The 12,347-nt window shown below is 38.2% G+C and carries 14 protein-coding genes and 1 pseudogene; 7 read left to right on the top strand and 8 right to left on the bottom strand.

All coding sequences use genetic code 11. The annotated features are described in order from the left end of the window. Positions 1–435 precede the first annotated feature (435 nt). Both NMG86_RS10805 and NMG86_RS10800 read left to right on the top strand, forming a co-directional pair. Positions 436–2,052, top strand: coding sequence for a beta-barrel domain-containing protein (locus NMG86_RS10805; RefSeq protein ID WP_052338692.1), 1,617 nt, complete (start codon positions 436–438; stop codon positions 2,050–2,052). Positions 2,053–2,082: 30 nt separating this feature from the next. After that, positions 2,083–2,472, top strand: a complete 390-nt coding sequence (locus NMG86_RS10800) for a HetP family heterocyst commitment protein (RefSeq protein WP_026797613.1) — start codon at positions 2,083–2,085, stop codon at positions 2,470–2,472. A gap of 478 nt (positions 2,473–2,950) precedes the next feature. On the opposite strand, the gene NMG86_RS10795 is transcribed toward NMG86_RS10800, so the two are convergent. From NMG86_RS10795 to NMG86_RS10785, 3 genes are all read right to left on the bottom strand, one after another. After that, the gene (locus NMG86_RS10795; RefSeq protein ID WP_237746664.1) at positions 2,951–3,304 is read right to left on the bottom strand and encodes a TonB-dependent receptor; all 354 of its coding nucleotides are present in this window, start codon (positions 3,302–3,304) and stop codon (positions 2,951–2,953) included. A 10-nt stretch (positions 3,305–3,314) separates the two neighbouring features. Beyond that, positions 3,315–3,536: a hypothetical protein gene (locus tag NMG86_RS10790; protein ID WP_071782551.1), complete on the bottom strand. Its 222-nt coding sequence runs from the start codon at positions 3,534–3,536 to the stop codon at positions 3,315–3,317. Between the two features lie 212 nt (positions 3,537–3,748). Further along, positions 3,749–4,030, bottom strand: coding sequence for a hypothetical protein (locus tag NMG86_RS10785; RefSeq protein ID WP_148291969.1), 282 nt, complete (start codon positions 4,028–4,030; stop codon positions 3,749–3,751). A gap of 473 nt (positions 4,031–4,503) precedes the next feature. Between NMG86_RS10785 and NMG86_RS10780 the strand changes: the two genes are divergently transcribed. Then, entirely contained in the window at positions 4,504–5,229 is a 726-nt protein-coding gene (locus tag NMG86_RS10780; RefSeq protein ID WP_144018158.1) for a hypothetical protein, read from the top strand. Between the two features lie 27 nt (positions 5,230–5,256). After that, positions 5,257–5,991, top strand: coding sequence for a peptidylprolyl isomerase (locus NMG86_RS10775; protein ID WP_026797610.1), 735 nt, complete (start codon positions 5,257–5,259; stop codon positions 5,989–5,991). Positions 5,992–6,054: 63 nt separating this feature from the next. Here the strand turns inward: NMG86_RS10775 and NMG86_RS10770 are convergent, their stop codons facing one another. The 3 genes from NMG86_RS10770 to cimA form a co-directional block, all read right to left on the bottom strand. Next, positions 6,055–6,882 carry a PEP-CTERM sorting domain-containing protein gene (locus NMG86_RS10770; RefSeq protein ID WP_026786962.1) on the bottom strand — a complete coding sequence of 276 codons (828 nt, stop codon included), beginning with the start codon at positions 6,880–6,882 and terminating at the stop codon, positions 6,055–6,057. A gap of 174 nt (positions 6,883–7,056) precedes the next feature. After that, positions 7,057–8,586, bottom strand: a complete 1,530-nt coding sequence (locus tag NMG86_RS10765; RefSeq protein WP_026786963.1) for a YifB family Mg chelatase-like AAA ATPase — start codon at positions 8,584–8,586, stop codon at positions 7,057–7,059. 148 nt (positions 8,587–8,734) lie between these two features. Continuing rightward, complete coding sequence (cimA, locus tag NMG86_RS10760; RefSeq protein WP_036831067.1) at positions 8,735–10,354, bottom strand: citramalate synthase; 1,620 nt, start codon at positions 10,352–10,354, stop codon at positions 8,735–8,737. Between the two features lie 199 nt (positions 10,355–10,553). On the opposite strand from cimA, the gene NMG86_RS10755 reads away from it, so the two are divergent. Continuing rightward, the gene (locus NMG86_RS10755) at positions 10,554–10,886 is read left to right on the top strand and encodes a 2Fe-2S iron-sulfur cluster-binding protein (RefSeq protein ID WP_026786965.1); all 333 of its coding nucleotides are present in this window, start codon (positions 10,554–10,556) and stop codon (positions 10,884–10,886) included. On the opposite strand, the gene NMG86_RS10750 is transcribed toward NMG86_RS10755, so the two are convergent. Continuing rightward, positions 10,887–11,048, bottom strand: coding sequence for a hypothetical protein (locus NMG86_RS10750; RefSeq protein WP_158442149.1), 162 nt, complete (start codon positions 11,046–11,048; stop codon positions 10,887–10,889). 12 nt (positions 11,049–11,060) lie between these two features. Between NMG86_RS10750 and NMG86_RS10745 the strand changes: the two genes are divergently transcribed. After that, positions 11,061–11,210 (top strand): hypothetical protein, encoded by a 150-nt coding sequence (locus NMG86_RS10745; RefSeq protein ID WP_227366371.1) that lies wholly within the window; start codon positions 11,061–11,063, stop codon positions 11,208–11,210. 241 nt (positions 11,211–11,451) lie between these two features. Further along, positions 11,452–11,544: pseudogene (locus NMG86_RS10740) on the top strand (type II toxin-antitoxin system YoeB family toxin); the annotation flags it as partial. A gap of 542 nt (positions 11,545–12,086) precedes the next feature. Here the strand turns inward: NMG86_RS10740 and NMG86_RS10735 are convergent. Beyond that, a complete protein-coding gene (locus NMG86_RS10735; RefSeq protein WP_026797609.1) occupies positions 12,087–12,320 on the bottom strand; it encodes a hypothetical protein in 234 nt (77 codons plus the stop codon). Between the last annotated feature and the right edge of the window lie 27 nt (positions 12,321–12,347).

The following is a 12,347-nucleotide window of genomic DNA, read 5'->3' as shown; positions in this document are numbered from 1 at the left end:
AGGAGAGGGCAGGGAGAGGTCGGGAAGGGGGCTGGGGGGTTAGGTCTTAGGATTTATCATCAAAAATAAAACCGCCCCAAATCCTAAGCTCATCTTCTCCGATCTGCTATTTTAAAAAATTTCTGTAACAAATGTGCCAAATTGGCAGTTTAAAATCAAAAGTTACCCTAGTATAAATACAGAGGATTTTGATAAAAACAAGAACACTGGCCTAAACGTAAGATCACTTAAACCCTAGAGACTGGTTATAGGGTGCTTGTATGCGTTTGTTAGTCTCAACCACCTGTAATCAGTCGCTGCTTTTTGTTAACAGTCGATTTGACCTAATCTCATTTTAAAAAAACAATTAAAGTTAGCCAGTTTTTACATAACCCTATGAAACCGTACAAACTGTTCTCCTACTTCAGTAAAAATACTGATGATTCAGACTCCCAATTGTCTGTAACCTCACAGGAGGAATACTTAGAGGATCTGCAATTTAGTCTGGAACAGACAAAACTAACCGATCATATTTATGGCGGTATAGCGGGTTCTGTTCCCTTTCCTCAACTTGCACCCCCCCAAAAAATCCCCAAAAAATCTCCTCCTCCAGCTAGTGTTCCCACGGCGAAACCAGACTGGTCAAATGCCTTACAGTCCCTACTGGATCAACCCCCGGCGTCTTTTCCCCTGCAATTAATGTTAGGAGGATTTGTTTTTTGTATCGCCTTTGGTGCATGGGGATATTTCGGAACCGTTGATGAAGTCGGTCAAGCTAGAGGGAAATTAGCACCCCAAGGAGAAGTTTACAAAATCCATCCCGTTGAGTTGGGAAAAGTTTCTCTAATTTCGATTAAAGAAGGGCAAACTGTTAAAAAAGGTCAGGTTTTAGCCGAACTAGATCGACAAATTGCCACCCAAGAATTAGCGGGATTACAACAACAACTCACCGCCTTTCAAGCCGAACTAACTCAAAAACAAGGGTTAATTGAACGGATTCATTTAGAAGCCCAAACCCAAGCCGCGATCGCCACGGCTCAACTTCAATCTCAACAAGCCAGTATTGAACGAGTTGAAAGCCAAATTACATCGAATCAACGGTTACTAGGTCAACTCAATTTTGAAGCCTCAGCAACTCAAAAACGAGTTGAATCTTTACAACCATTAAAGGCAGAAACTCAAAGCCTAATTGCAAAATTGCAGGAAGGAGAATTAGCGGCTAAAGAACGACTAGAACGGCTACAACCTCTGTTAGAAAGTGGTGCTATTTCTAAAGACCTATTATTTCAAGCCGAACAAAATCTTCGGGATCAACAACGAGCTATTGTTCAAGCTCAATTATCAGAAAAAAATAGTACCCAAGAACAGATTTTTCAAGCTGAACAAAGCTTCCGGGATCGACAACGATTAATCACCCAATCTCAAGGAGAATTAAAACAATCTCAAGTTGAAGTTGAACGATTAAATGCGGAATTAGCCCAGAAACAAGCGGAGGCAAAAACAATTCAGGTAGAAACCCAGCAAAAAATTCAACAAACCGAGTTAGAAGTAACTCAATTAAAAGCGCAAATTACAAATACTCAAAATTTAATTACAACGGCTGAAGCTAAACTTCAAGACAGATATCTCTATTCTCCCATTGATGGAGTTATTTCTGCCTTGAATGTTTTTAATGTTGGAGAAGTAATTCAACCCGGACAAACCGTGGCTGAAATTACGCCCAAAAATGCACCCCTAATTTTAACTGCTAGTCTCCCGAATGACAAAGCTGGATTTGTGAAAACCGGAATGTCGGTTAAAGTCAAATTTGATGCTTATCCTTATCAAAATTATGGGGTTTTTGAAGGAACAGTTCGATCAATTTCACCCGATACAAAAGTCGATCAAGCAGTTGGCCCAGTTTACAAATTAGAAATTTTGTTAAAAAAAGACTATGTTTTGCAACAGGATCAGAAAATTCAGTTAAAATCTGGACAAACGGCTAGTGCGGATATTATTATTCGTCGTCGCCGGATTATGGATATTCTACTTAATCCTATTCTGCAATTGCAGAAAAATGGCATAGATTTGTAGAACACTATTTACTAATTAGGAGTGCAAGAAATGTCTGCTCAATATTCTTACAATAACTCGAAAGTTGCTAAAGCAATGAGTGAAGAACAATTTGAACAAATCCTAGATGCGATTTTATCAGGAAAATATTCTTGGGCTTGTGTTTTAATTCTGCGTTTTGCTGGATATAATCCACTGCATTATATTCCCTATCGCACCTATAACCGACTGGCTAAGGATAATAATTCTAATTCTCAGTCTCAAAGTAATACGACATCTGTTAAGTCAAGTCTTAACACCCAGACTACACCTCCTGGTGCTGGCAAAATTCGGGACTTAACTTATTTAGAATCTATTCCTGAAGTGGGTCGGGGAGTTTCGGGAGGATTTCGGCATTTAGAGGTTGTGGAAGACTTGCCTAGTCTCTGGAAAGTGAACTAAACCTGATCACATTTCAAGAGCAATTTAAAATCTTCCGTTTAGCTGAGTTCAATTTTTTCTGAATCAAATTTAAAACGATCCGTTTTTCACATCTTCTCCTGTTTAATCTCTTGGAGATTTAATAGTAATAATCCTTCCCCACCCTTGACCCTGCGGTTGAGGGGTTTAGGGAAGATATAACACAATTTTTCAAACAAAAAAAATAAAACCGTTTCATTTTTTAAGATTCGACGAATTTCAATCTGTCGCTACACACACCAAACCCGCCTGCGCGGGTTTAAAAAATCAGATATTAGTTATAGCAAGAGGCAATAGGGAATAGGCAATGGGCAATAGGTAAATACTTACTGTGAGCAGCTTTTAGCTTTCAAGAATGTCCTAACAGATGCGGCAACTGCTATATTAATAAAATCTAGTTCAACTATAAAAGGTGGTTGAGCCAGTTTAGCAATAGTTTCAGAGGATCTAAACTATTCTATTAAGGACTGGTGATTACAATTGAAATTGAAGTATCACTACTTTGAGATGATGCAGTTTGGTTTCCAGTCTGTGCATAGGCTGTTGCTTTTGCAGTAGCTTTACTATAGTTAAGGAAACTCAAGTTTTTAACAGTTGTCTTAGTTTGAGTATTAGTATAAGTAGTCTGACCGATGGCACCTGCACCAGCACCAGCTAGGGCATATCCAAGCCCGGTTGCTGTTATGGTATTTGTACTAGCGTAAACGCTGCCACCACCTAATACAATATTGCTTTCGGTAATGGGTTGTAAATAACTCAAGTCAGAGATGATTAAGAAACTGCTCATATCTACCTCACAAAAAGTTTTAAGCAAACTAAATTTATTAAATTGAAGAACTACTAGACCAACTAGATGTTGATGAACTGCTGCTAGAGCTAGATTGGGCGTAACTGCTAGAACTACTATCAGACGAAACGTTTACAGAAACGCTTTGACTAATTTCATCTTCTCCATCACCAGATGTTGAGACTACGCTTTTAGCCTCCCCAATAACTTTACCATCCGGTGAGACTATCCGTTTGATAATAACTTGACGGTGAATCATTTTTAAACTGAATATATTTGATGATTTACGCGAAATTTTAGGAAAAAGCCTGGTACTATTGTCATTCTAATAATAGAGGTAATATTTAGGTCTTTCCTTGGCAATATATTAGTTATTAACGATAAAATCCAACGCCAGAAACAGGATTTTAGATTCCGACGTTGGTTTATTTTGATAAGTCAATATATTGCTATCAGTTCAAAAAAGCAGATTTAGTAGCACCAGAAGAAGCCTGTACTCCCAGCAGCAGAACTGGAATGAGACCCGGAGGAGCCAGGCGCAGTAACAGTGTCAGTTTGTGTATGAGTAATACTACCCCAACCTGTAGCCTGTGAACCTGCTTGAGCAAAAGCGCCGTTACCAGAAGCATAAACAGAGGAGTTCAAGTACGAGTTCAGGTTTACCGTTTGAGAAACATAGGAGGGAGTAAATCGAAGGCCACCTTGAACGTTTCCTTCAGCAGTTTCCAAGTAGTTCAGATCTGAAATAATCATGGCTTTTGTCCTTTTTAGAGTGAGTGGTTTTTTTGTTTTCCTGTTACCTAATTTAGCTTGCTTGATGGTGTCTGTGTTGCCATTTTGGCAGAATCTTTTTTCGGTAACAACTTTGTTTTTCTGTAATCAATTTATCAAAGGTTAACAAGGAGATGTTGCCATTTTGGCAGAATCTTTTTCTGTTTGGCTGAACAACCTTTTGTTCCTTTGATGTTCTTAATATAGCTAGGCTTTTCCCACCTGTGTTGCCATTTTGGCAGATTAATTTTGACTGGTGCGAAAACCCAGAAACTAGCCTAATCCAATATTATATAGAGTCAAAAAATCCTGTTGTTTTCCTTTTTAACAAGAATAATCATAATTTCAGCTATAAAAAAACTGCCATTTTGGCAACAACGATCTTGATAACTTAGTTACAATCTGATTTGACTGACTAAGTAAAAAAATAGTAAAACTACCTGATCTGAAAGTTCTTGAATTTTCAGATTTTTACCACATCAACTTATTTACTTTCATGGCAAATGAGCAATATTACCAACAGTTCCAGCGATATTCTCGTCATCCTAGATGAGCTTATAAATACAGTATCTCCGAGTACCACAATTAACTCCCCCGATGCCAATTTTCAGGGGAGTAGTTCTAGTTCTAGTTCCACTGCTTTTGTCAATAACATCGGTGCGGGGGGAGAAAGTCAGGCTACAACAATTTCCCCGACGGGAGAAGTTCAAAACAGTAGTGAGTCTGTGTTTATTCCTGGTGCTACTTCTAGTCAAGCGACAGCAACAGCTATTAGTGGTACGGATATATTACCAACGACGGAGGCAACAGTAATCATAGAACCGGAAAATCACAACCCACCACCACCGACTCCTATGATTAATGCGGATGTATTTGTCTTAAGCACAAATCCCAATTTCCCCAACACCGACCCCAATTTAGCAGATATAATTACCAACTTTAATGCTGCTGAAGGTGATAAGATTGGATTGTCAGAAAACTTAACCGCACAACCGTTAATATTAGAAACCTTTGATTCTAATGCTGATGGAAGTCTTGATCCTACTGTAATTAAACTTGGTAGTGATAGTCAATCAGAAGTTCTCGGTATTGTGTTAGGTACAGTTTCTGCAAATGGACAAACGACATTAACGCCAGCCGATTTCACCGTAATTTCTAACAACCTGCTAATATTAAGCTAAAAAAGCTGGGGTTACATACAAATGATCATGGCGCAACTTTCCAAGGGTTCACTTGATGATGAGGAAATTATTGGCTTCCTGAAACAAAACCTGGAATTCAAGGAAGTCTATCAGAAAATTTTGTCTCAAAAAGTTATAGATCAAGTTGCTGAGGAAAGAGGTATTATTGTAACGGATGAAGAAATTCAAAACCAAGCTAACCAACAACGTCATGAAAAACGCTTAGAAAAGGCGGCGGATACCTTAGCTTGGTTAGCTGACCAAATGATCACTTCCGATGACTGGGAAGCGGGAATTCGAGAACGTCTTTTAGCGCAAAAATTAGCAGAATCTTTATTTTCTAAAGATGTTGAAAAATACTTTATTCAAAATCGCTTGAATTTTGAGCAAGTTTCATTATATCAAATTATTGTTCCCTATGAACGCTTGGCTAGGGAATTATTTTATCAAATAGAAGAAGAAGAAATTAGTTTCTATCATGCCGCCCATTTATATGATATTGACCCCCGACGTCGTGAACAATGCGGATATGAAGGTAAACTGTATCGTTGGGGATTAAAAGCGGATTTTGCCGCCATTGTATTTGGTTCAAACCCAGGAGAAATATTAAGTCCAGTCAAAACTGACCAAGGTTATCATTTAATCTTAGTTGAGGAGTTTATTCAAGCTGAATTGACTCCTGAACGTTATCAAGAGATTCTTCAGAAACTATTTAAAGATTGGTTGGCTAGTGAATTGAATTATCGGCTATATAACACTTAAAGTTTTACTTTAAAGTTATTGTAACCCGATAAAATGCACCCTGAAATTGATTAGTTGACAGAATTAATCAGATAAACTGGATTTCTTTTTTAAGCCCAATGCTGTTCCTAATGCACCGAAAATTAATAAGCTCAAAGCAGTTGAAGGTTCAGGTACTTTAACCTTTGTTGAACTGGTTTGATAGGTAATTAACGTTAGGTTTTGACCTTGACTAAATTGACGAGAATATAATCCTGATAACAAAATATTGACAGATGCTTGATTTTCTTCGGCGTTTGTTGTTGTCAAAGGTGATGATTGAAACCCCTGACTATTTTGGATCGATAAATTATGTTTTTTAGCAGAATTTAACGAGCTATTTAGACTAAAGAAGTCTAATAAATTATTGGTAGAATCTTCAAACAAATAGAAAGCGATATAATTCGCTGCTTGAGCCGATTCTTGTTGCTGTGATTGTTTGGTTTCTAAATTTAAAACCGAGAAAAAATCAAAAGAAAATTCTTGATTTTTAGCAATTTCAAATTGATAACCAATAGCTTTTGCTTGACTTTGAGCTAAACCTAAATATTCTTTACCTTCTCCTTGAGTTTTCGCTTGTGAACTATTGTTAGCCAGGGTAAAACAATTGTCAAATTCTAAACAAAAATTAACATCAAAATTCGCATTAGCATTCGCTTCAGCTAATACAGCCCCTTTCCGAGCTACTGCTAGGGTTCGAGCATCTGTAAACGTGGAAATGCTGGTAGGAACTTGACTAAAATTATAAATTAAGGTTTCAGCTTCAGCATTAGCAAATGTAGCTGCAAAACCGGGAGAAATACTACTTAATAAAGTAACAACAGGAGTGGCTACTATCAAGAATTTCAAAGTTGATTTGGGTAGAATATTCATGTTAAATTATTTTGTTAAGTTTTAAATCAAAATTGATCACGGTATCAATACCGATAATCTATATATTTAATATAGTCTGGTGATCCAGGAATTAACAGGGGTTAGTGTAAAGATTTTAGTTTTTTTTGTAAAGATACAATAAAAAGATTAATGACAACAAATTATCCCTATAGTTTATTGCATTCGATCAATAGTTCGGTATTGAATAGCCTCGGCAATATGGGCGGGTTTAATATTATCTTCCCCCGATAAATCAGCAATAGTTCGACCTACCTTTAAAATCCGATCACTCGCCCTTGCTGACAACCCTAATTTCCTAATTGCATTTTCTAATAAACTCTGTCCCACCGTATCCAATTGACACCATTTTTGAATATGGCGACTCTGCATTTCCGCATTGGATTTTAACTGGGGCTCATCTGCAAATCGTTGAAAAGTTCGTTCCCGGGCTGTAATTACTCGTTGTCGAATATTAGCAGAATTTTCACCTTGAGATTGTTGTAAAATCTCCTCCGGTTTTAATCTATTAACTGCCACTTGTAAATCAATCCGATCCATCAATGGCCCCGATAATTTTGCCCAATATTGTTCTCGTTGACGAGGCGAACAAGTACAAGGTTGAATAGTATCCCCATAATAGCCACAGGGACAGGGATTTGTACTCGCTACTAAAGTAAATTTAGCCGGAAAAATCACCGATTGTTTAGTACGAGAAACCGTCACAAATCCATCCTCTAAAGGTTGTCTTAAAAACTCTAATACATCCCGTTTAAATTCTGTCAATTCATCGGCGAACAAAATACCCCGATGGGCTAAAGAAATCTCCCCTGGTTTCGGATAGGTTCCTCCCCCAACTAAAGCCGGGCCGGAAGCGGAATGATGGGGACTTCTAAAAGGGCGATCGCTAACTAAAGTTCCACGATTTTTTAATAGTCCCGCCACCGAATAAATCCGAGTTACTTCTAAAGATTCTTCAAAACTTAAAGGGGGTAAAATCCCAGGTAAACGCCGGGCTAACATGGTTTTTCCACTCCCTGGTGGCCCGACAAAAATTAAGTTATGTCCTCCGGTCGCCGCAATTTCTAACGCCCGTCTAGCGTGAGCCTGTCCCTTAACTTCACTTAAATCTAAGCCAATTGTTGTTTTTTGAGATAATAAATCCGATGCAGTTAATTTAATAGGTTGATAAGCACTGGGATGATTTAAAAAATCGGTAACATCTAATAAACTTTTAAATCCATAAACCGATAATCCCTGAACAACCGCCGCTTCTTGAACATTATCTTCAGGAACAACTAATCCAGTAATTCCCATTTTTTGGGCTGCTACAGCAATCGGAAGTACCCCAGCAACGGGTCTTAATCCGCCATCTAAACTCACCTCTCCTAAAAATAAAAAATCCCCCAATAAATCAGCTTTAATTTGTTCCGATGCGGCTAAAATCCCAATACTAATCGGAAGGTCAAAACTTGGCCCTTCTTTGCGTAAATCCGCCGGAGTTAAATTAATTACAATATTTCGCATCGGGAAAGCGTATCCGGCATTTTTTAAAGTCGCTTTTACCCGTTCTCGTGATTCCTGAACCGCCGCATCGGGAAGTCCCAACACCATAATTTTAGGCAGTCCCCCGGAAATATCGACTTCCACCCCAACTTTAACCGCATCAATTCCAACAATAGAGGCACTCCAAACCCTAGCTAACATGATTTTTAACTCTTAGGTTTTAAACCCATCATAGCATCGTTACCGTGACCAATCGCCACCATTGGGAAACAATCTTCATTCTGAGTGACCTGCACATCTGATAAAAAACCGGGTTTATGGGTAATGACGAATTGAAACGAAGCCAGGGTTAAATTACCGCAACAACACTAACCGGAGTTTCCTGCTGTTTAAGTAATAAACCATATTCTAAGCCTTCTACAACCGCTTGATAGGAAGCATCAATAATATTAGTAGAAACTCCCACCGTCGTCCAACGTTGCTGACCGTTACTGGACTCAACTAAAACCCGAGTTTTTGCCGATGTTCCTGAACCGCCATCAATAATTCTAACTTTATAATCCCGCAGTTGAAATTCAGCAATCATCGGATAAAAATTTACTAATGCTTTTCTTAAAGCAGCGTCCAAGGCTGATACAGGGCCATTTCCCTCAGCGGCTTCTAAAATATCTTCAGCATTAACAGTAACTTTCACCGTTGCTAAAGCATGGCAAACTTCATCGCTGAATTTATCACAATGTACCTGAAATCCTTTCAGTGTAAAAAAGGTTTTGCGCGTCCCTAATGCTTCTCGCATTAATAAATCAAAACTCGCCTCTGCCGCTTCAAATTGATAACCCTGATTTTCTAAATTCTTCAGTTGTTGTAAAATTTTACGACTGGCGGGATTATTCCGATCTAAATCAATCCCAAAGGTTCTAGCTTTGGCTAAAACATTACTTAAACCAGCTTGATCTGAAACCACAATTCGCCGTTGATTTCCAATAATTTCTGGGGGAATATGTTCATAGGTTAGGGGATTTTTTTGTACCGCAGAAACATGAATTCCTCCCTTATGGGAAAAGGCAGATAATCCCACAAAAGGCGCGTGATCATCCGGGGCTAAATTGGCAACTTCACTCACAAACCGACTCACTTCTGTTAGTCTTTTAATCTGTTCATCTTGAATACAATTATAGTCTAATTTTAATTGAAAATTGGGAATTAAAGTACAAAGATTAGCATTTCCACAACGTTCTCCATAGCCATTAATCGTTCCCTGTACCATCTTTACCCCTTCTAATACGGCTGCGATCGCATTACCAATAGCCGTTCCCGAATCATTATGACTATGAATCCCAAATTGCAGAGGAAAAGGCGTTTCTAAGTCTTTTGTAGCTTGGATTGCATCCCTAACAATTTTAGTTACTTCATGGGGTAAAGTCCCTCCATTCGTATCACAAAAAACCAACCATTCCGCCCCCGCCTGTGCCGCCGTTATTAAGGTTTGTAAAGCATAATTAGGATTATTTTTATAGCCATCAAACCAGTGTTCTGCATCATAAATTACCCGTCTTCCTTGACTCCTAAAAAATTTAATTGTATCCGCAATCATCGCCAGATTTTCTGTTAGGGTTGTTTGCAATCCTTCGATAACGTGCAAATCCCAGGATTTTCCAAACAATGTGATCCAATGAGTTCCGGCGGATAAAATTGCTTTTAAATTATCATCTTCTGCCGCATTACTATTCGGTCTTCTGGTCGAACAAAATGCCACAACTTCCGAATTAACTAAGGGTTGTTCTTGCAACTTCCAAAAAAACTGCACATCCTTAGGATTAGCCCCCGGCCATCCTCCTTCAATAAAAGGGATTCCTAAACTATCTAATTGACGGGCAATTCGCAATTTATCATCAAGAGATAAAGATAATCCTTCCCGTTGGGCGCCGTCTCTTAATGTGGTATCGTATATCCAAAGGGGATGAGTCATAGGTTCTAAGATTTATAGTTAACAATTAATCATATTTTAGCGTTGGGATTTGGTGCTGTGACCTCTATGGGCTTATAATCATCCATTCCAGCTAATTTTTTCTTTTTCAATATTATTTTACTTTTAAATCTCTCGTTTTGGGCTTGAAAAAAGTAACAATTTGGTTAAGAATCATTGCATAACTTTTATTCAGGGAAAAATGGTACAAATTCAAGCTCAAGGGAAAACTATCACTTGCGATCGCGGTGCTAATCTCCGTAAAGTCCTATTAGAAAATGGAATTGATCTCTATAATGGTCAGGCTTCGGTGATTAACTGTCACGGGTTTGGGACTTGTGGGACTTGCTGCGTGGAAATTGAAGGGGAAGTCTCCGAACCCCAATGGAAAGAGAAAACCCGCCTTTCCCTTCCTCCCCATTCCTCTAGTAGCACCCGCCGTTTAGCCTGTCAGGTTCAGGTTTTGGGGGATATCAAAGTTAAAAAATATGATGGTTTCTGGGGTCAAGGTTCCCAAACCGCCTGGACTCCCTAATTAGAAATCCAGATTCTGGATCACCCAGTAGGCTAAAAATTCAGAAATTTTAAGAATTTTCCATTCAAATGCCAATTTAGTAGGCATTTGGATGGAAAATTGAGCATATTCTTTTATGTTAATATCATGGTAAACTAAAATTAATGTGAGATATAGTACCATGAGGGTTTGATCGTGCTCAGTAGTATTAAACAGCAAGTGGTCGTTGGCAGAAATGGCAAAATAGAAATTCAAACCTCTGAGTTAGCAGAAGGAATGGTTGTTGAAGTGATTGTTTTAGTTGAACAAGATGTTCTTGAGACCAATACTAACCCATCTATTTAACAAGATGAAACAGAGTATTTGCTGTCTACTCAAGCCAATCGTAACCACTTGATTACCTCTATTCAAAACATTGAAACAAAGACCAAATTAGTCAGTTTTACGCCTGAAGAATGGAATGAAAAATATAACCTTCTCTCATGAGGCTTTTGAATAATTCAACAACTGGGCGACACAAGACAAAAAAATTCATCGAAAGATTATCACCTTGATTAATGATATTGTGCGTTAACCCTTTACTGGACTTAGCAAACCTGAACCTCTAAAGCATGAACTCAGAGGATATTGGTCTCGACAAATTACGGATGAGCATCGTTTAGTGTATGAAGTATATTAATAGCAATCGCCTATACCATAACAGCCTTATAAGGGTTAAAAATTAAACAACTTGGGCAACAAAAATATATCAATCGCCTCCAAGAGTTAGGGCGAGTCTCTAAACGCCATAGTAACTTTTGGATAGGACAATATGGACTTTTATGGATAGCTGCAATGGAAATTTGGACGGATTTGGCTCAACAACTCATGAGAACTAAATGCGATAAGCTGCCTTTTTTTCAGAGGGGTCAGAGAGCTATGATGTTGATTCAGTCTAGCTTTTAGCTCTCTTGTCACCCCGTGAGGGTTTTATCGGGCTCAATTAAAGCTCTCAATTGAATAATATCAATAAAATTTGTAATTTTCATACATCTTTACCCAGAGATTTATAAGTACCTACACAAAATTATTTGCACATCCTATTTATGGTTTTTTATGTGTTTCAAGGGCTTCAGATTAACCTAGCGTGTAATTAATTTTGTTTACCTACTTAAACCAATTTATTACAAACTGCTACTGATATTTACTGTACTCTATTATACTAGAATCCGACTCTCCTTATTAACCAAGAGAGTTTCCACAATGGTAAGTTTGGCTAAGTTCGGGACTGGGCAAATAGCCTTCTGCATAAGCATAGATAGTGGCGGTTAACTTATGAAAAATATCTACATTCTGGAGAGTATACTTTAGAGAAGTAGTGTTAACTTTTTGATGAAGGACTTGAACATTATCATCACGCAGAATGATGACATCATATTCGGTTGCTTGTTCAACGGGAGTCCAGGAGATCGTCATTACTCTATTTGCATAGACTGGATTTCG

The organism is Planktothrix rubescens CCAP 1459/22, from assembly GCA_904830895.1.
Lineage (GTDB): Bacteria > Cyanobacteriota > Cyanobacteriia > Cyanobacteriales > Microcoleaceae > Planktothrix > Planktothrix agardhii.
The sequence above is the reverse complement of the archived record's forward strand: the minus strand, read 5'-3'. Positions and strand labels throughout refer to the sequence as shown.

Coding starts and splice junctions, on each gene's coding strand:
- NMG86_RS10800 (WP_026797613.1), top strand. CDS start 2,083: ATGTCTGCTCAATATTCTTACAATAACTCGAAAGTTGCTAAAGCAATG.
- NMG86_RS10790 (WP_071782551.1), bottom strand. CDS start 3,536: ATGATTCACCGTCAAGTTATTATCAAACGGATAGTCTCACCGGATGGT.
- NMG86_RS10785 (WP_148291969.1), bottom strand. CDS start 4,030: ATGATTATTTCAGATCTGAACTACTTGGAAACTGCTGAAGGAAACGTT.
- NMG86_RS10775 (WP_026797610.1), top strand. CDS start 5,257: ATGGCGCAACTTTCCAAGGGTTCACTTGATGATGAGGAAATTATTGGC.
- NMG86_RS10770 (WP_026786962.1), bottom strand. CDS start 6,882: ATGAATATTCTACCCAAATCAACTTTGAAATTCTTGATAGTAGCCACT.
- NMG86_RS10765 (WP_026786963.1), bottom strand. CDS start 8,586: ATGTTAGCTAGGGTTTGGAGTGCCTCTATTGTTGGAATTGATGCGGTT.
- cimA (WP_036831067.1), bottom strand. CDS start 10,354: ATGACTCATCCCCTTTGGATATACGATACCACATTAAGAGACGGCGCC.
- NMG86_RS10755 (WP_026786965.1), top strand. CDS start 10,554: ATGGTACAAATTCAAGCTCAAGGGAAAACTATCACTTGCGATCGCGGT.
- NMG86_RS10750 (WP_158442149.1), bottom strand. CDS start 11,048: ATGGTACTATATCTCACATTAATTTTAGTTTACCATGATATTAACATA.
- NMG86_RS10735 (WP_026797609.1), bottom strand. CDS start 12,320: ATGACGATCTCCTGGACTCCCGTTGAACAAGCAACCGAATATGATGTC.